Raw genomic sequence first — 19,122 nt, 5'->3', positions numbered from 1 at the left:
ACATAGTAAATAAATGTAAAATATGGAAATTTAAAGAAAGGAGAATCTAACTTAGAAAAGCTGAAAAATTGTCTTGACAATGGGGGGCATTATAATTCTAAAGTTTTTCCATAATCCTCGGTCTCTTGGTATTCCCCATAAATACTACTAATAGGTACAGACACACTGTTTGGCTTAGACTCCACAATAACATACTTTCCCTGAACCCTTGCTATTGGAAATGTTCTATTTAAGTCAAAAATTATTTTCCTTGAAAAATCAGCAATAGTAAGCATTACCTACCTCCTTAATAACTCTATAAAACACAAAAAGCATACTCTCTTAACTTATTCCAGCATCTACTGGCTGTGTAAGAGAATATGCTCTCTCTGTATACTTATATTTTACGTTATATTATAGGTATGTGCAATGTTTTTATCTTAAATTTGATACTGTGAATGTAGACTTACTCTGTAGGTTCAATTATTTCTAATCTAAAGTTCCATCCTTCGCAGGACATCAATATCCTACCGAATTCTTCTAGGCTGTATTCCTGACCGTCTATGATAAATTTGGGTGTTCTGTCATCATATCTATCATCCCATTCAATACGTCCTTCTACTACATTTTCCTTAATAGAGATAAGTTCTTGTCCTTGAACTACTTCTTTCCTTATAAATTTTTTTGATAGTCCTTTCTTTATCTTTTTATAAAGTCTTTCCAGGGCATCATTTGAATCTTCTTCAAAATCCTGATGTACTTCAAAAGAATAGCCTATTTTATTTTCGCCTATAAACTCTACCGCTTCCCAACAAATACCTGTTGGGTTAATCATTTTTCCTATTTGAAAGCGATGTTCTATTCCATCGCAATCTATAAAGGTAGCCTCTTTTTCAAAATCTTTATAATCTTCAATTCCAAGCATATTAGCAGCAAACTCATTGTAGCAGTCTCTACATAGAGATTGGGATGGCTCGTCTTCTTTTATAGTTAAAACTACCATTCCAAAACCGCTTGGCACTCTTCCACACCATTGACACCTATTCATGCAAATTCTCTCCTTAAAACCGACTGGAATTACCCTTGAACCTTTCTATCATCCTCTTTGCAATAGAAGTTAACTGCTCTTTTACTAATATCTTTTCCTTCCACCTGTCAGGGATAGCACTATAGCCATAATACACACCAGCCATTCCACCGGTAATTGCGGCTATAGTATCCGCATCTCCTCCCAGATTGGCCGCTTCACATACGGCATCCTCAAAGGAAGATGTGTTAATAAAACACCATAATGCACATATCAAGGTATCAAACACATACCCCGTTGGCTTCAACTCTTCTTTTGATAACTGGAATACTTGATTATATTCTGGATACTTTTCTATGTATTCTCTTATACAAGGCACTTTAGGCTTACCATTGAGATACTGGTAAACTAACAGATTATAAAACTGACAAGCATCCGTTGCTTTTTGGTCATAATGGGTAAGAACACTTTGTGAAGCAGTTATCTCCAGCATTTTTTCAACATCATAATAATATAATGCAACCGGTAAGCACCTCATAAGTGAACCATTTCCAGCACTCATTCCACCTGTTGTCTGATGAGCATAGTAGGCAGTTTTCATCCAGTCATTGCTTCGTTTATACTCACCAAGTGCAATTCGGATAATGTTGCCAATGTCCCTGGGTTTACTATCATACCATTTAATAAAGTGTTTTCCGATATCTTCGATGGGATTCTCTGGGTTGTCCAGGATGCCTTCTGCGACAGCAATAGTCATCATTGTATCGTCCGTCACTTCCCCAGGTTCCAGGTCCCAACAGCCACCACCGATAATATCTTTTAAGTATCCATATTTCCTTTCAATCTCATCCTTTGACATGAATTCCAGCGTTCCGCCAAGAGCGTCTCCGCAAGCAACACCAAAAAGCCCTCCGAGTATGCGTTCATATCTATCCACCATAAAATACACTTCCTTAATTAGGATTTTTCTATCTTTTTCAGTAAGTTCCCTTCAATTATCTTTCTGTCACTTCCATAAATCCAGTAATCAATGCTGCTGGTTTCCCACGGGTAATATTCATTTCTTCTTTTTAAACGGTCCAAAACAGTATCCCCCAAATCTGCCTTTCTCTTTTCAATAGAAACAAATGCAATCGGGATATCTTTACTTATAGCATATTCTTTTACATCGTGCCAATTATGCTTATACTTGTCTGCACCATTTGTATTGTTAAGCATAACTAATAGACCAAAACCAATTCCATTATAATCTTTTGTATTTTCCAAATAGGCTACAATTGAATCTATCTTCTCTAAATATTTAACAACTGTCGTTTCTACTTCAACTACTATAAAGGGTTTATCTCCTTTACATAATAGAATATCTGCGTTCTTTTGACCTTTTCTTCCTTTGCCGACAAAAGGAGAAGGGGCTCCATCCAGCACAGAATGGTCAGAGGACTTTTTAATCCATTCGCTTGATAAAAATCCTATAACGGAACTGTGAGAACTGCCATACATCCTAGTAATAACATCCCAATTAAATATCTTGATAATATTTTCTATAGAAACAGAAATCACGCTGTTACCTTCACCCGCCAATCTATTACTTCATTTTGCCATACTGTTTAACTTCTCATAAGTCTCAACCAGCATATACTCCATAAGTGCATTCTTAAACTGTTCATCGTCTAAAACACGGGTAAAAAATGCCTGATTCTGGTCCATTCTGTCAATCACTTTGTTTATAAACACTTTTTCAAAGGCAAATCTAAAATCATCAATAGTATTTGTTTTAGCCTTTTGAACCAAGTCTTCATCAGCGGCAAAATCCTCTTTTATTTGCTCTACCGATAACTGGTCCGCTTTTGTGAAGTTAGTTCCAAACCGCTTATTAAGACGCTCAATAATGCTGGACAGATATTCTTTCTGCTCTTCTTTTACAGCCGTTCCTGCAAATCTTACTGGCGCAACCGGTATAATTTCAACATCGGGTGTCAATGATACACTACCTTCAAATGTCTTTTTAACAGTATAATATTCCAAAGCAACTTCATCCGCCAGATGTATAGTAGAACCTTTTTCTTTTGGCAGTTTTTTAAGCAAATATGTTAAATATACATACAACTTATGTAATTCAACATCTTCAAAAGGTGTAATTTGTAGTATGAATGAGTAAAGTCTTATGTATTTCGTTGCTTGGCCACTAAAATCTTGCTTCCGTTGTTCTTCCAGTTTTTTAAATCTTTCTACTGCTACATCTATTAAGTGGTTTAATATAGCCCTGTCTTTAGAAGTCCTTTTATCCTTCGGTTTAAAATATATATTATTAAACCTATCCAACTCATCTTTTATATATACTCCATAGGCATGTAATTGATTTTCAATATCGTATAGAATATTTGGTTCCGTTACTTCTTCCACAATAGTTGCCTGATAATAAGGTTTAAACGCTTCTTGAATATCCTCTGCTTTATTTACAAAATCAAGAATAAAGGTATCTTCTTTTCCTGGGCAAGTTCTGTTAAGCCTTGATAAAGTCTGTACCGCCTTGACTCCTGATAACTTTTTATCCACATACATAGTATGTAAAAGAGGCTGGTCAAAGCCTGTCTGGTACTTTTCTGCAACTAACAGTACTTGATATTCATCAGTGGCAAAACGTTCTGGAAGTTCTGACTCCTTAAATTTGTTCATACCACTCTCAGTATACTCCACTCCATTATCCTTTACTGTTCCTGTGAAGGCTACAAGGGTTTTCATATCCTTGTAACCCTTCTTTTTTATATATTCATCAAAAGCAAGTTTATATCGTACAGCGTGAAGCCTGGAACTGGTTACAACCATTGCCTTGGCTCTTCCGCCTATTTTATGCCTGGTTACGTTTCTAAAGTGTTCTACCATAATTTCAGTTTTTTGAGCGATATTATGAGGATGAAGGCTGACGTATCTTGTAAGCGCTTTTGTGGCCTTCGCCTTATCAAATGCAGGGTCATCTTCAATTTTCTTTGCCAGTTTAAAATAAGTTTCATAAGTTACATAGTTTTGAAGTACATCAAGGATAAATCCTTCCTCAATCGCTTGTCTCATAGAATATAAATGGAAAGGATGAGGAAGTCCATCATCACCTATGGTTCCAAACATCTCTAATGTTTTTGCTTTTGGTGTTGCTGTAAAGGCAAAGAAACTAATATTAGGCTGCTTCCCTCGTTTTCTTATTGCTTTTAAGATTTCTTCCTCAGGGTCATACTCCTTACCCTCTAACTCCGCATCCAGTTTCGCTGCTTCTTCAAGGCTGTTTGTCGACAAAACTTCCCTTAATGAAGCCATATTTTCCCCTGCACTGCTGGAATGAGCCTCGTCTATAATGACGGCATACTTACGATTTTCCAACTCTCCTACCTTTTCAATGATAAAAGGAAACTTTTGCAGGGTAGAGATAATAATCCTGGTTCCACTTTTCAGGGCATCAGCCAATTGATTTGAGTCTTTATCTATTTTCTGTACAACTCCGTGTTTATGCTCCAATTGATAAATGCTATCCTGCAACTGCCTGTCCAAAACCCTTCTGTCCGTAATAACAATCACCGAATCAAACACGGGGTTATCGTTATCATCATGAAGATTGGCAAGCCTGTGAGCAAGCCATGATATGGAGTTGGTTTTCCCTGACCCTGCGCTATGCTGCACAAGATAGTTCGTCCCTACACCCTTCTTTTTTGCATCGGCTTCCAGTTTCCTTACTACATCTAATTGGTGGTATCTTGGGAATATGACGGTTTCCGAGGTATAAGTATTACCGTCTATGTCTTTCTTTTCTTGAGTCTCTATAAATACAAATCTTTTTAATATGTCCATCAGGCTATCTTTTTGAAGTATCTCTTCCCAAAGATAATCCGTTTTTAAGCCATCAGGATTGTCTGGATTTCCTTTTCCTCCATCACAACCTTTATTAAATGGAAGAAAAGAAGTTTTATCTCCTGAGAGTCTCGTAGTCATATAGGCTTCTTGAGTATCTACTGCAAAGAATACAATGGCTCTTTTCTTAAACTGAAACAACAGTTCATTAGGGCTTCTGTCTTTCTTATACTGCATGATTGCATCTTCATATGTTTGACCAGTGAAAGGATTTTTAAGTTCTAACACAACAACAGGAAGTCCGTTCACACAGATAAGCATATCTATACTGTTTTCATTTTTGATACTGTAGTGTACCTGCCTTGTGACGGATATCCGATTCTTTTCATAAAGTTTTATCATTTCATCATTTAATTTGCTGGCAGGCTGGAAATAGGCAAGGTCTAAATACACGCCATAGTCTTTAATTCCATGCCTTAATACATCAATCATACCACGGTTATTTAATTCTCTATTTAACCGGCTTAATACTTTAAACTGATACTGTTCCTTATATATCTCTCTTAATCTCTCCATCTTCTTTGGTTGTGTATCTTCTAAAAAACCAAAAAGAAGTTTAGTATCAATGGCAAATTCTTTGTTATAGTCATCAGGATTACCCTTAATATATCCTGATTTTAATAAATGTTCTTCAACATATTCCTCAAAACCCTTTTCGCTAAGTTCTACTGGTGTTTTAGCCATTTTCTCACTTCCTTACTAACTATTTGCTAATAAATCAATTTTATTTACATCCCATATCTTTTTGCATATTTCTTTATAGAGAGATTGCCTCTCTAATAATGCTTTCTTATCAAACTGTTCATATGGTTTAAAAGACAGTTGTGTTTCGTTCATAAAACGTAAAAATAGGGGATTATTACTATAGCAATTCTTATTTAATGTTCGAGCCAGTAGGTTTTCACTATCATATTTTACTACTTTCTTACTGTATTCCATGTCTTGAAAACTCCTATTCTTATCTTTAGGGAGGATTAATAGCCCCCCAAACATATTCCTAAACTGTCTAAATTCTTCTTCTGTAAAAAAATCATTTTGATGGTTTCCCTGAGTATAATCATCAGCCCAAATATGCTCAATATCATATGGATTTTTTTGTTCTCTATTTACATAGTTGGCAAAATTGCTGTTGATACCGCTTTGTTCCTCTATGTAATAGGTCATTCTCGCAAGAATATGAAGCATATATCTTTTTGTGAACTGATTTAAGTAAAAACCATCGATGCAATCGAGAGTTAAATTCATATCAGTTATATAACGTTTTAATATTTCTGCCAACTCACTGATATTTTTATTACGTATCATTTTTGTAATATTGAATACCGTGTATAAAATTGAAGAATAATCCACTGTCTTAAAATTGAAAACTCTAATAGATATAAATTGGTCAATAAAACAGGAAACCATCTTAATCTTTTTATCAATAATATCCTGCGTATCATCATTTCTAATGGCAGATAAAATAATTTGGTACTGTAATGTAAATTCTCTATCTGCATTATAAAAAACATATTCGTAATCTTTATTAAATTTACGAGAATAATCTTTTAAGCGCATGTAGATATCTGCATACATTCTGAATTTATTTAAAATAAAGTTTTCGAAATCTTTACTGTGGTTTAGGCCAATATGATGCTTGTTTTCTTGAACCCATTTATGGAATGCCGAACCAATATTTTCAAAGTCCTTGTTTTCTGAATCTTTCTTACGTTCTCTGATAGTTTCTGCATATTGTGCTCTAAGCCAATTCTTTATGAAGTCTGCATCTCCGTCCTTTTCAATTTCTTTTAACTGTACAACTTTACCCTTCCATAAATCATTTGCCTTATCTCTAGTAGTGTTGATATCAATCATCGAAAGAAGATAGCCCTTTAACATCTCTGTTGGAGTGAGCCTCAATCCTCTATCGTTCATTGTTACAAATACTTTATGAGCATCTTGTTCCGAATCAGTCCGTATTGCCACTAGACACACATTGTCTATTAACCATTCGATAAATACTGGTAAAGCATTTTCTTTTAATTCATCTGGAAAAATCCTTTCAATATCTTTATATCTATTGTACAGATTTATAACGCTTTCTGAGCGTTCATTATTAATGTCATAATCACCTTTTTCAAATAAAGATGCCAAACATGCCTCTCTTTCGGGAACATTTATGCAAAAAGTCTTTTGTCCATACATCTCTGAATAAATCAAATTATCAACATTTACTTTAGGCAAATCCGGCCGTTGTTTTTGAAGATTGTTAAGATAAATAAGAAGCAACGTTAACGATGATAATCGCTGTTGTCCATCAATAATTGCATTGTCATTAGTAATGATAATAGGACCTAAGAAATAGTCTCCATAATTTCTTACATCTGGCTGCTTATCTCCATCTTTATAAAACTCATTAAACTCATTTGTCAAATCCTCAATAAGTTCTTCAATCTGCTTAGTTTGCCAGTTATATTCCCGCTGATAATACTGAACTGTGTATTTATTATTCAGCAACGTGCGTAAGTTCTCTGCATGGGCTACTATCTTGTTCACTATAAATCACCTCATCCTTATTTTCAAATACCCTCACATCAATTTTTCCAGTTACTGCTTCGGAAATAAGGGATTGGCGGTATTCTTTTAGTTTTTGGATTTGACTATTAATACTAGATATTAAACCGTCTATTTCACCAATTTTAGCATCTACAAAATCTATTATTGATTTTTGTTCTTCTAATGGTGGAATAGGTAGCACTAAATTTTTCAATGTATCTGTATAAATAACATCTATAGTAGTAGCATTACTCTCTAACATAATTTGGTTTGTTACTATTTTTGTATTATTAAATATTACATTTACATAATCATTTAAAACCTTATCGGGATTTAATGTAATTTTTATTAAACACGGATGCAGTATTCCTTTCTCTGCATCTTTAGGCACAATAGCAGTTTTCCCTATAGTCCCTCTTGTAGTAACTAATAAATCCCCTGAAAATACTTCAAACGCTCTTAATTCTTCATACTTACAGTTTTCTATATAATAATCTCCAGATTTAAAATCATTATCTAAAACTGTTTTCTGATTATATACCTTGATATCACCACTAACCATGTCATCATTTTTTAACTGACTGCCAAAAGGACCTGCTTTTATAGAATATTTTTTAGAACTTAATAAATATTTCATTTTTATAATACTCCAATGCTCTGGTATCTCTCCTATCCACTCACTCCCTGAATCCTTCATCCTAACATTCGGATTAAGCCCTTTAGTAACTGCTTCGGTTATAACCGCCTGCCGTTTTTCCTGTAACAGTTCAATCAATTTTTCCTTATCAGCAATCAAACCATCTATTTCAGCAGTCTTTTGGTCTAGAAAATTAGCAATTGCTTTTTGTTCATACATTGTAGGTAGTTGAATTTTCAAAGCGTTAATTGTTGTTCCGCTTAAATTCTTTAAACCTGTGGTTGTTGTTGAAAGATGAAACAATTGTTCGCGTCCATTTGCATTAAGAAAGTAATAAAGATATTTAGGCATTAATTTTCCCTTTTCTGGTCGCAGCCTTTGCATAAAGTTTGAAAAAACACAATTCATATTTGCTACATTCTTATCAACAATAACTGTTTTTCCAATATGTTGCTCACTGCCACTTGACTTTGTAAGAATTAAATCTCCTTCATGTAATAAACATCTTTCATACTCTTTTACAGGTATTCTCCTTTGGGCAGGGTCAACTATACTCCAAGTTCCATTTAAGGTGATTTCTGTTGAGCGTAAAACAACCACTCCGTCATCATCGTAATCATCACCCCATGTTCCACTATCATTTTTAATCAATAAATATCCTAGTTTACCACAAATCCAATGTTCTGGTATCTCACCTATCCACTCAACCCCTGAATCCTTATACCTTTCATACCTCTTATACCTACTCATTCGCCCATCACCTTCTTCAACTTCTCTGAAATGCTCTTTTCTAATTCTATAATCTCTTTCATAATCTCTTCAGAAGGCCTTAGGGGCTGGTATTTATAAAAATGCCTTGTGAAAGGTATTTCATATCCAATTTTAGTCTTGGTTTCATCTATCCAGGCATCAGGAACATGAGGCTTTACTTCCCGTTCAAAGTATTCATGAATATCTTCTTTTAAGGGTACATTTTCAGTATCTCTTAAGTCTGGGTCTGGCTCAGGGTTATCTTTGCTGTCCACACAAATATCCGCTGTTTCATCTTTTTCGGAAAGTGCAGACAGGATGGCCTTCAAAAGCGCACTATCCAGTTTAATATCTCTGTCTTTAAAAGCCTTCTTAAGCACTTTTGTAAATTCATCTCTATTTTTATATAAAATAGTAGAGTCCATTGTTCTTAAAGTTTCTATTATTTGCTGTTGTATTTTTTTACCTTCTTCTATTTCTTTAAGCCCTGCTGTACCCTTTTTCTTTGACTTTGCTAGATTAATAAAGGCTGTTTCATTATATAAATTATTAATCCTTTCTTCAGTCACCTGGAAATTAAGCCTCAAAGGCCTTTCCACAACTATCTTCTGATATCCGAAATCTTCATTATCAAAAATCTTGCAGTATTCGTTCTCCTTAAACTCACCGTATATCCTCGTAATTTCTTTTATCTGTTCTTCAGTGATTTCATTTCTCTTATTCCCAAGGCTTTTTCTCATTTTTTGATAGAAATCTACTGCATTAACCAATTGTATTTTACCCGTCCTTACAGGCCCCTTCATTGGGTCATTATTTTTACGATTGGTAACTATCCATATGTAGGTAGAAATACCTGTGTTATAGAATAACTGGTCAGGCAATGCAATAATACCTTCCAGCATGTCATTTTCAATTATCCAGCGCCTTATTTCCGATTCACCTGAACCTGCGTCCCCCGTAAACAATGGTGAGCCATTAAAGATAATAGCAATACGGCTGCCTTTTTCGTCCTGTTTCATTTTAGATATTAAGTGCTGTAAGAATAAAAGGGAACCATCGGATATTCTGGGGAGCCCAGCCCCGAATCTGCCGTTAAAGCCTTCTTTCTCATATTCTTCACGAATAAACTTCTCTGCTTTCTTCCATTCAACACCAAAAGGTGGATTGGTTAGCATGTACCTAAAGGTTCTTCCCCTATGTCCATCTTCAGTAAAACTATCTCCTAAAATGATGTTATCTGCATTTTGCCCTTTTATGAGCATGTCAGATTTGCAGATACTAAAGGACTGAGGATTTATCTCCTGTCCAAATAATTCCACTTGTATTCCCGGGTTTAATTCTTTGAGGTATTGCTCTGCAACCGAAAGCATACCACCTGTACCTGCACAGCAGTCATAAACAGTTACAACAAGCCCTGGCTGGGTTAGTTCTTCATTATCCTCATTAAGAAGGATATTTACCATTAATCTTATAACCTCACGAGGAGTATAGTGGTCACCTGCCTCTGCATGCTCAGAAAATCTCCTGATAAGTTCCTCGAAGATGTAGCCCATCTCGGTATTGCTAACTTTATCTGGGTGCAAGTCGATTTTGTTAAACTCTGATACAATTAAATATAACAAGTTGTTATCATTAAGTTTTGTTATCTGCTTATCAAAGTCAAAGTGTTCGATAATTTCTCTGGCATTCTTAGAAAAGCCGTTAATATAATTCCTTAAGTTATTCGCGATGTTATCTGGGTCGGCTAATAATTTTTCAAAATCATACTTGCTTGTATTATTGAATCCTTGCTTTGATATCCTATTTAAAACAGGGTCCATGTTTTGGAGTCCTGATTTCTTTAAGGTTTCATACTTTTCCAATACTTCCTTCTTAGTTGCTGCAAGAACACAATCAAAACGTCTTAGCACGGCCATTGGCAGTATTACATCCCCATACTGCTCTTTTTTATACGGTCCCCTTAAAAGTTCTGCTATACTCCATATAAAGTTAACTTTATCTTGAAAGTTAATCAACTTTATCACTCCTATGTATTTCTCGATTTTGATACTTTAAGTCATTTATCAGTATATACACGCAAAATTATACCAATCTATACTTAAATATTCTATATTTTTTTAGATTTTCCTTTACAATTTGCTTTTTATCAGGTAGTCTCATAAATATTATCCTAAAAACAAAATACATGCTCACAAGGCATGCACTGAATAATAGTTTTGTACTTATTTTTCAATAAGTGTTATTATCCATCTATATACCCTATCATATCCAATAAAAGATAAGACAGACACTAAAAGAGCAGCAGTTGAAATCAGTAGGACTGCAATATTAATCCTATAATTTCTCTTATTCTGCTTGTCCTGTTCAACCCTATAAATTCTCTCTTCTTCATCTCTCATTACCCTTGCTCTCTGTTCTTCTAAAAGGGTATTCGCAATAGCCTCATTGACTTTGATACTGTTTTCAAACTGCTCAGTCTGGATTTTATTTAATTTCTCTAATCTTTCAGCCATGTCTTCTAACAGTTCATTAGTTCTAAATGTCGGGTTTTCGAATTCAAATGAATCAAAATCAAATAATTCTCTATCATATTTTGCATCTATTAATGGCGTATTTCTTTGTGCAGTTGTAAAAGCATTATTTAGGTTTTTCATTACCTCTATATTTGACAAAAGTGATTTTATACCTGGGCTTATAGCAAGTTGAGAGATATTCTTGAGCGAATCTCTAACTGGTTTTAAAGATTCTGCAATTTTTGCTCCTATTTCTTTCTTTTCCTTAATAAACGCCTCATTGAAATTTTCAAAAAAACTTTTACCTTCGTGAGAAACATAATGCTTTTTTAAATATGAGGACTGCTCAAGTATTTGTCTACCTACTTTTTGTAAATCATCGTCACCGATTGCCATAATATCTTCCATAGTTATTTTTTTATAAATATCTGCTTCATCAACAAAACTTTTATTATTCTCAATCATTGTAAATACCATAGCACAGAAGGCTGTTCTAGAGTTATTTGTTGATTCTAAAGTTTCTTCATAACTTTTAGCAGCACTCATGCTATAAAATATAGGAATCTGTATTTGTTGCCCTCTCAAATTAACAGATACCAATTTTACTGCTTTTCTATGTGCCTCTATAATATTTTGAGCATTGGTGATTTTCTTTGCATCTTTAGATTCTTTATCCATAAGGCTTCCCATCTTTATAACTTTGTTAATTCTATTTTATGACAAATGCTTATAACGCTCAATAAGACTACAATATTTTGTCGGTACTAAAGCACATGCTATGAGGCATGTGCTTTAGTATATAGGTTTTCTATAACTGCTTTTTTGTATATTAATCACGGTCCCGTACCAACACCGTCAATCCTCCAGCCGCTTTTTTCAGATTCTTTCTTCAATATAACAAATCTTGGCCAGACTCCATCATCTGCTGTTATTAGTTTCTTGAAATCAAAATCAACTTTAATCTGATACTCCAACACCCCTGGCTCATTGTTAAATCCCTTTAACTCTTTTATCTCCAACAACTTTGCACTATTAATGTTATAGTCAATTTTATCTTCACCCTTAAACAAGAAAAATCACTGCTTTATTGTTTAAGCAGTGAAAATAGAATACAAATAATGTCTCAAAGTGCAATAAATTTAATCTTATAAATACCGTGGGTACAATTAAGGCAGATGTTAACCTGCTCCGTTACATATTGTATCTTTAACAACTCTTCTTAGAGACCTTATTAAGTTGAGTCCGTATAATGGTGTAAAATAGGTTTCCTAAAATAAGGGAGCCATTAACAAACTCCTCAGTTAAAATATAAGTTGGAGAAACAAAATTCTAAAAGGAGGAATTTGAATGGCTCAATATAAGATTACCGTAAATCAGGAACTTTTGCATCAACTTTTTTTAGGAAATAACAAAGATTCCGGCGTAGCAGCTCTATTGGAATCGGTACTGAACCAGATCTTGCAGGCTCAAGCCACTGAACAGCTTAAAGCTGAACCATATGAACGTACCGATGAAAGACAAGGATATCGCAACGGTACGCGCCCTCATCCGCTAACCACTCGTGTAGGGACCATAACCTTAAATGTACCTCGTTTTCGTAATGGTCAGTTTTCTACTGAAATGTTTGCCCGGTACCAGCGAAGCGAACAGGCCTTGATGCTGACACTGATGGAAATGGTGATCAATGGGGTGTCCACACGCAAGATCAGCCGTATCACAGAAGAACTATGCGGCACTGAGTTTTCCAAGTCCACGGTTTCAGATTTATGCAAGAAACTGGATCCGATTGTAAAAGCATGGAATAACCGGGACTTGGGTGAGATGGATTATCCCTTTGTATTAGTGGATGCTTTGGTACTTAAAGTTCGTGAAGATGGCCGCGTCCGTTCCCGGAGCGCAATGATATCCATCGGCATAAACACGGAAGGTTACCGAGAGGTTATAGGTCTCATGCTGGGCGACAGTGAATCCGAAGCCAGTTGGGGCGAGTTCTTCTCCTGGCTCAAAAAGCGTAATCTGCGAGGCGTAGATCTGTTCGTGTCAGATGACCACAGGGGTCTGGTAAAGGCCGTTCGCACTCACTTCCAGGGTGTTGTCTGGCAGCGCTGCCAAACTCACTTTATACGCAACATCATGGATGTTACGCCTAAATATATCAGGGAGGAACTTTATCCACATTTGCAGGCCATTTTGGATGCACCGGATATAGACACTGCCCGATTATTGTTGAATCAAACCCTGGAGACATTTGAGAAAAAGGCACCAAAGGCCATGCAGGTGCTTGAAATGGGCTTTGATGACGCTACGGCAGTACTTGAATTGCCGGTAAAATATCGGCGGCGTCTCCGCACGACAAATGCTGTTGAGCGAGTAAACGAAGAGATAAGACGCCGTGAACGAATCATTCGTATTTTTCCGAACCGGGAATCGGCAGTTCGACTCATCGGAGCCTTGCTTATGGAGCTTGATGACAAGTGGTCAAGCGGAAAAAAGTATTTGGATATGAATGAATATCTACAATGGCAAAAAGAACAAAAGCAGAGCAGTATTCGAAGGGATATTGCGTATGCAATATGTTAATCCTTGAACACTGCCTAACAACTATCTCCAGTGAAGTCAGGCATCCAGTCAAGGGTCCGCGAAGCGGAGGCGTAGCCTTTACCCTTGACTGGTGACCGGCGAGCTGGATAATCTAAATGGCAGTGTTCAGGGCGATAATAACTGAGGAATTTACACACTATTTTGGACTTGATCGTCCGTGTACTTTACTCTATTTGACTTTTCAATGTAATCCTGAAGCATTATGCTCCCTCCCCCTGTAAAAACAGTAGGATTGTGAAACTCAAATCCATATTCTTGAATTTTCGCTAATATATTTTCTACATACTCTTCTGACATCACTTTAATTACTTCCTTAATATCTGCCTCGAAAAGAACAGGTTCTTTTCCTGTGATAATCTCCTGTATCTGAGTTTCCGTAAGTCTGATATTTGTTTTAAGAAGTTCCTGCTGTATATTGGCAATTAATGTGATGATTCCGTTGGGAAGCGAATAGCATGCTGAAACATCTATGATTCCATTTTCTACTCTGAAAAAATCAATTGTATATCCACCAATATCGATAACATTGCATAGAAGATTCCTGTAACTGTTAAACACAGTTATTAGTGCGGAATACCCTTGAGGATAAGTACGGCAATCAACTATATTAATTGCATAATCCTTTTTGTTAAAATTAAACTTTATATCCTGCCTTAAAAAATATTCCCGAAACTTTTTCTTAAGTGTTCCATAACTTATAATTGGAAGTCCTACTCCCAGAATTACATCTGCTTGGCCTTCCATTCCTGCTTTGTTTACCGCATCTGCTATTGCTGGCAAAGACAAGATGAAAGCATCCTGGTTGATTGTCTTGTCCATTTGAACACTTAACCTCTGGCCTCCGATGCTATAAAATTTACCTTCATAAATTAAAAGATTGCTTGATGAAATTGGTTCAGTATTTGATTTAGTAAAACCTGATTCGCTAATATAACCTTCACTTGTTTTTGTACATTTGTTACCATTATCAAGGCCTAATAGAATCCTGTTTCTCATAACAATTCCTCCAATCTTGTGGTTTTGGTTCTTCATAGTTCTTTTATTAAATCACTTTTTATAATTTCAAGTATTTCTGCAATAAAAAAATTGCTTACCTGATAGTCAGGTAAGCGTAGGAATTTATTTTAACGGAGGTATATAATGTCAATTCATTAAAATACCTTATTATTAAAGACAATTCTTTATAGTAAATCATCTATTACAAAGTCAAGTATTTTTGTTTTTCTTTATATCCTATATCCTCTTCCTCCTTATCACTTTACCCTTCTCTAAATTATATATGTATTTAGTAAATCCCCCCAATTCATTGATATAACAATGCTTTAATATACTTTTAAGCGTCAAAAATCATGTTAGGATATTAATCCTAAGTGCAAATGTTAAGGACTAATTATGCATTATAAAACTCCTTAAGCCTTTTAACTATTTGAAATAATTTTATAAAAAATTCTAGTATAAAAATTTGACTTACGCTTAACAATCCGTAAAATGTGGAAAAATCTAATATTTGAAAGGATGAATCTAAATGAGCAATGGTTTAGTCATAAGGGATTTTAAGACGCTTAAAGTTTGGCAGAAGGCAAACGCTCTTGAACGAGAAATAGAAGCATTGGTTAAAGCATTTCCAAGCCATGAGCAGTATCGGCTTACTGACCAAATCATTAGAAGCAGTCGAAGTATTTCCGCAAACATAGCCGAAGGAAATACCCAACTGTTTATAAAGCGGGAATTATTCCATGCCAACGCTGCTCTTGGCAGTTGTGGCGAAACGAGAAACCATTTACTTACCGCATATCAGAACAACTATATAAGTGAAGAACAATACAAAATTTTAGATGAGAAATTCCTTGAAGTAATAAAAATGCTGTATGGCTATATAAAGATGTTAAAATCTTGTTTAGATAATGAATCAGTTACAATTGATCCCTAATATTTTATAATCTTTACATACTCCATAATATTTTCACCTGCTATTTGCAAAGGCGATGATTGCGCAGTATCACATACTTTTGGTGGACTTAAAATTCACCTAGAAAAAATTTTTACAAATGAATAAGTTTGAACTTTACAGACTGTTATAAAAAATGCCTTGGAAAGACTGCTAAATCTCCAAAGCATTTAAAAAATCATAATAGCCCTATTTATAGAAAGGTTCATATGGTCAAGATGTTGATGTGCTTAGGCTTTAATCTTCTTCTATATTAAATCGCACATTAGTCCTATCATTTATTCACAATTCTTATTTTTCTCAATCGATTCAAAAAATCGACGTAAATTTTCCGGTAATTGATATGCTTCCTTACCAACTCTATTATTTAACTGTGCTTTTTTGTCACTATATACTTCACGAAGTATGGCATCAATTATCATTGCTTTTGGAGGAACATTATATTCTTTACCTTTGTACACCCATACACGGCAGTCCACTTCATCCCCGCACAAATCGCCACATGATTCACAAAGTGATTCTCTCATTTCCAGTTGTATATCATTTCCATTAATACGGATAGTAGGTGAACTCTCAAATCTATACTGTATGGCCTTTTCCTTACTATCAATATGAATTTTATTTACAACAACTTCTATGCCCGCTAATTCAAGCACTTTAGCAACGTCCTTAATGGCTTCTTCAAGACTGCTCTCCGTGCCCTGGCATCTTGTACATATACTTAAATCTAAAAACAAAAAATCAATTATTATTTTTTTCTTTTCTTCTTCATAATTTTGCTCTTCACACCCGCAACTCGTACTACAGCATGTATTATTTCTTTGAGTTTCACAACATCCCATAATAAAAGCCTCCTTCTTTATAACGCCTAGATTCATAAGAAAATTTTTCGGTTGTAGTAAAATTTTCTTACATTAGCGGCGTTTCAATGAGGCGGAAATATGCTCCCGCCTCGTTATAAATATCTTTTAATATCCTCTACCGACGGAACTCTTCCCATAATCTTTACCTGTTCATCTACTACAAGTGCAGGTGTTCTCATTACACCATATGCCATAATGTCCTTAAAATCCTCTACTTTTTCAATAGTGGCTTCAAGTCCCAGTTCCTTTACAGCCTCTCTGACATTAGCCTCTAATTTTTTGCAATTACAACATCCTGAACCTAAAACTTTGATTACCATAATAAATCCTCCTCATCAATCAATATTTTTTCCGTTATTATCGTCATTCCACAATTTTCTTTTACACAGATTTCACATCCTGTGCATTTTACAAGACTCATCATTTCAGAATGAATCTCTGCTTTACACAAAAATATATGAAAAAGCATTAAATAAGTATCCAATAATAATAATCCCTGCTGATACGATAGATACAAAGATTGCTAAAAGTTTAGGCTTTACCACCTTTCTGAGCATAATTATGGAAGGCAGAGACAGGGCTGTTACTGCCATCATAAATGACACTATAGTCCCTACGTCCACTCCTTTTGCAAATAACGCTTCGGCTATTGGAAGAGTACCGAATATATCAGCATACATTGGAATGCCCACTACAGTAGCAAGCATCACTGCAAATGGATTATTACCTCCAACCACATTTTCTATGAATGACTGTGGAATCCAGTTATGAATAGCCGCCCCTATGCCTACACCGATTAATACATATAGCCAAACCCTTTTGATAATATCTCTGACCTGTTCCTTTGAATATGATATTCTTTCCTTACGAGTCATTTCAGGCACTTCCGCATCAACATTTTCAATTTCCCTTACATATCCTTCTACATATTTTTCAAGTCTAAACTTTTCTATTAAAGTTCCTCCAATAACTGCCAAAATTAAGCCTACTACAACATAGGCTATGGCAATTTTAAGACCGAAAAATGAAATTAACAACATTAATGACGCCAAATCTACCATTGGCGAAGATATTAAGAAAGAAAAGGTTATGCCTAAAGGCAATCCAGCCGAAGTAAAACCTATAAAAATTGGTATACTGGAGCAACTGCAAAAGGGAGTTATCGTACCAAGCAGTGCCCCAAGTATATTCCCTTTAATGCCTTTTATCTTTCCGAGAATCTTCTTTGTCCTCTCTGGCGGAAAATAACTCTGGATATAGGATATGACAAATATTAATAGTGATAATAATATAAATATTTTAATTGTATCGTATATAAAAAAGTGAATACTTCCGCCTATCCTTTCGCTAACAGGTAAACCAAATACTTTTTCCACAAGAAGTCTTACCAGTTCTGAAAGCCATCTCATTTTTAATAGTTGGTCATTTAACCAACCGAATATCATGGCTAATATGTTCATATGAAAACATCCCCTTTACCCCTTACACACTTCAAGTTATTTTTCAACATGTTTGCACTTTTCAACTTCACTGCAATTCTCTTATTTTGATTAATTACATACCGCTTATCAAATCTGATTGTTCTTTACTCTCTGTATTAAATCCTCGACTTTTTCCTTAATTATATCTCTTGTTTTTCTGTAATCCTCTATTGGTCCGCCTGACGGGTCACTAAGCCCCCAATCTTCTATATGCTGGCATGGTACATAAGGGCATTCTACATTACATCCCATCGTTATTAATATATCTACTTCCGCCGGAATATCGCTTAATAGTTTCGGATGATGGTCACTCATATCCACTCCTGCTTCTTCCATTACCTGTACTGCTAGTGGCTTCACTTCAGGGTATTTTTCCGTCCCTGCCGAATATGCTTCTAATACGTCACTTCCCAACTTCTTTGCCCAACCTTCTGCCATTTGAGAACGGCAAGAGTTGTGGACACATACAAAAGCAACCTTCTTTTTCATTCGATACCACCTTTTTCTACAAGGTTATTGAAACCAATGCCTTGTACTATTTGCAATCCTGACCAATGTAAGCATGACCGGGACTTCAACCAATACCCCTACAACTGTTGCAAGAGCGGCTCCAGATTCCAGTCCAAAGAGTGAAATTGCCACTGCAACTGCAAGTTCAAAGAAATTGCTTGCTCCAATCATTCCCGCAGGTGCTGCAATATCATGGGGAAGTTTCCATATCTTTGCCCATCCATAAGCAATGAAGAATATAAAGAATGTCTGGATAATTAATGGTATGGCAATTAATATAATATGCGTAAGCGTCAAACGCTGGCAGACAGCACTAAGATCTATCAGGCTTCTTACCGCCTAACCATTTATCAAAAGCATTGGAGATTTCAATCCTAAATT

General features: G+C 35.4%; 17 protein-coding genes and 1 pseudogene. 2 read left to right on the top strand and 16 right to left on the bottom strand.

What is annotated here, in order from left to right; all coding sequences use genetic code 11:
• Nucleotides 1-89: 89 nt before the first annotated feature.
• The 10 genes from F3H12_RS11235 to F3H12_RS11190 form a co-directional block, all read right to left on the bottom strand.
• Nucleotides 90-275: a hypothetical protein gene (locus F3H12_RS11235; protein WP_188118502.1), complete on the bottom strand. Its 186-nt coding sequence runs from the start codon at nt 273-275 to the stop codon at nt 90-92.
• Between the two features lie 170 nt (nt 276-445).
• On the bottom strand, nt 446-1,027 hold the full coding sequence (locus tag F3H12_RS11230; RefSeq protein ID WP_014253635.1) for a DUF7686 domain-containing protein: 582 nt from the start codon (nt 1,025-1,027) through the stop codon (nt 446-448).
• A gap of 13 nt (nt 1,028-1,040) precedes the next feature.
• Nucleotides 1,041-1,946, bottom strand: coding sequence for an ADP-ribosylglycohydrolase family protein (locus F3H12_RS11225; protein ID WP_243133275.1), 906 nt, complete (start codon nt 1,944-1,946; stop codon nt 1,041-1,043).
• Between the two features lie 17 nt (nt 1,947-1,963).
• On the bottom strand, nt 1,964-2,587 hold the full coding sequence (locus F3H12_RS11220; protein ID WP_149679411.1) for a hypothetical protein: 624 nt from the start codon (nt 2,585-2,587) through the stop codon (nt 1,964-1,966).
• Between the two features lie 9 nt (nt 2,588-2,596).
• Complete coding sequence (locus F3H12_RS11215) at nt 2,597-5,587, bottom strand: type I restriction endonuclease subunit R (protein ID WP_149679410.1); 2,991 nt, start codon at nt 5,585-5,587, stop codon at nt 2,597-2,599.
• Between the two features lie 15 nt (nt 5,588-5,602).
• A complete protein-coding gene (locus F3H12_RS11210; RefSeq protein ID WP_149679409.1) occupies nt 5,603-7,438 on the bottom strand; it encodes a DUF262 domain-containing protein in 1,836 nt (611 codons plus the stop codon).
• Entirely contained in the window at nt 7,389-8,825 is a 1,437-nt protein-coding gene (locus F3H12_RS11205; RefSeq protein WP_149679408.1) for a restriction endonuclease subunit S, read from the bottom strand. The genes F3H12_RS11210 and F3H12_RS11205 overlap by 50 nt, the downstream gene beginning before the upstream one ends.
• On the bottom strand, nt 8,822-10,840 hold the full coding sequence (locus F3H12_RS11200) for a type I restriction-modification system subunit M (protein ID WP_149679407.1): 2,019 nt from the start codon (nt 10,838-10,840) through the stop codon (nt 8,822-8,824). Before F3H12_RS11200 ends, F3H12_RS11205 begins: the two co-directional genes overlap by 4 nt.
• Nucleotides 10,841-11,047: 207 nt before the next feature.
• Entirely contained in the window at nt 11,048-12,016 is a 969-nt protein-coding gene (locus tag F3H12_RS11195) for a hypothetical protein (RefSeq protein WP_149679406.1), read from the bottom strand.
• A 155-nt stretch (nt 12,017-12,171) separates the two neighbouring features.
• On the bottom strand, nt 12,172-12,408 hold the full coding sequence (locus F3H12_RS11190; protein WP_136479520.1) for a DUF4829 domain-containing protein: 237 nt from the start codon (nt 12,406-12,408) through the stop codon (nt 12,172-12,174).
• Nucleotides 12,409-12,685: 277 nt separating this feature from the next.
• Between F3H12_RS11190 and F3H12_RS11185 the strand changes: the two genes are divergently transcribed.
• Nucleotides 12,686-13,918 carry an IS256 family transposase gene (locus tag F3H12_RS11185; protein ID WP_149679405.1) on the top strand — a complete coding sequence of 411 codons (1,233 nt, stop codon included), beginning with the start codon at nt 12,686-12,688 and terminating at the stop codon, nt 13,916-13,918.
• A gap of 150 nt (nt 13,919-14,068) precedes the next feature.
• Here the strand turns inward: F3H12_RS11185 and F3H12_RS11180 are convergent, their stop codons facing one another.
• Nucleotides 14,069-14,935, bottom strand: coding sequence for a ParM/StbA family protein (locus F3H12_RS11180; RefSeq protein ID WP_149679404.1), 867 nt, complete (start codon nt 14,933-14,935; stop codon nt 14,069-14,071).
• Between the two features lie 529 nt (nt 14,936-15,464).
• Between F3H12_RS11180 and F3H12_RS11175 the strand changes: the two genes are divergently transcribed.
• A complete protein-coding gene (locus F3H12_RS11175; RefSeq protein WP_149679403.1) occupies nt 15,465-15,869 on the top strand; it encodes a four helix bundle protein in 405 nt (134 codons plus the stop codon).
• Between the two features lie 296 nt (nt 15,870-16,165).
• Here the strand turns inward: F3H12_RS11175 and F3H12_RS11165 are convergent, their stop codons facing one another.
• From F3H12_RS11165 to F3H12_RS11145, 5 genes and pseudogenes are all read right to left on the bottom strand, one after another.
• On the bottom strand, nt 16,166-16,729 hold the full coding sequence (locus tag F3H12_RS11165) for a DUF2703 domain-containing protein (RefSeq protein ID WP_101298565.1): 564 nt from the start codon (nt 16,727-16,729) through the stop codon (nt 16,166-16,168).
• A gap of 113 nt (nt 16,730-16,842) precedes the next feature.
• Complete coding sequence (locus F3H12_RS11160) at nt 16,843-17,070, bottom strand: thioredoxin family protein (RefSeq protein WP_014256055.1); 228 nt, start codon at nt 17,068-17,070, stop codon at nt 16,843-16,845.
• Between the two features lie 123 nt (nt 17,071-17,193).
• The gene (locus tag F3H12_RS11155) at nt 17,194-18,210 is read right to left on the bottom strand and encodes a permease (protein WP_014256056.1); all 1,017 of its coding nucleotides are present in this window, start codon (nt 18,208-18,210) and stop codon (nt 17,194-17,196) included.
• Nucleotides 18,211-18,318: 108 nt separating this feature from the next.
• Entirely contained in the window at nt 18,319-18,720 is a 402-nt protein-coding gene (locus F3H12_RS11150; protein WP_003519126.1) for an arsenate reductase ArsC, read from the bottom strand.
• A gap of 24 nt (nt 18,721-18,744) precedes the next feature.
• Nucleotides 18,745-19,026: pseudogene (locus F3H12_RS11145) on the bottom strand (arsenic resistance protein); the annotation flags it as partial.
• Nucleotides 19,027-19,122 lie beyond the last annotated feature (96 nt).

Source organism: Thermoclostridium caenicola (assembly GCF_900142095.1).
GTDB classification, from domain to species: Bacteria; Bacillota; Clostridia; order DSM-8532; family DSM-8532; genus Thermoclostridium_A; species Thermoclostridium_A caenicola.
This window is presented reverse-complemented; position numbering and strand designations above follow the sequence as displayed.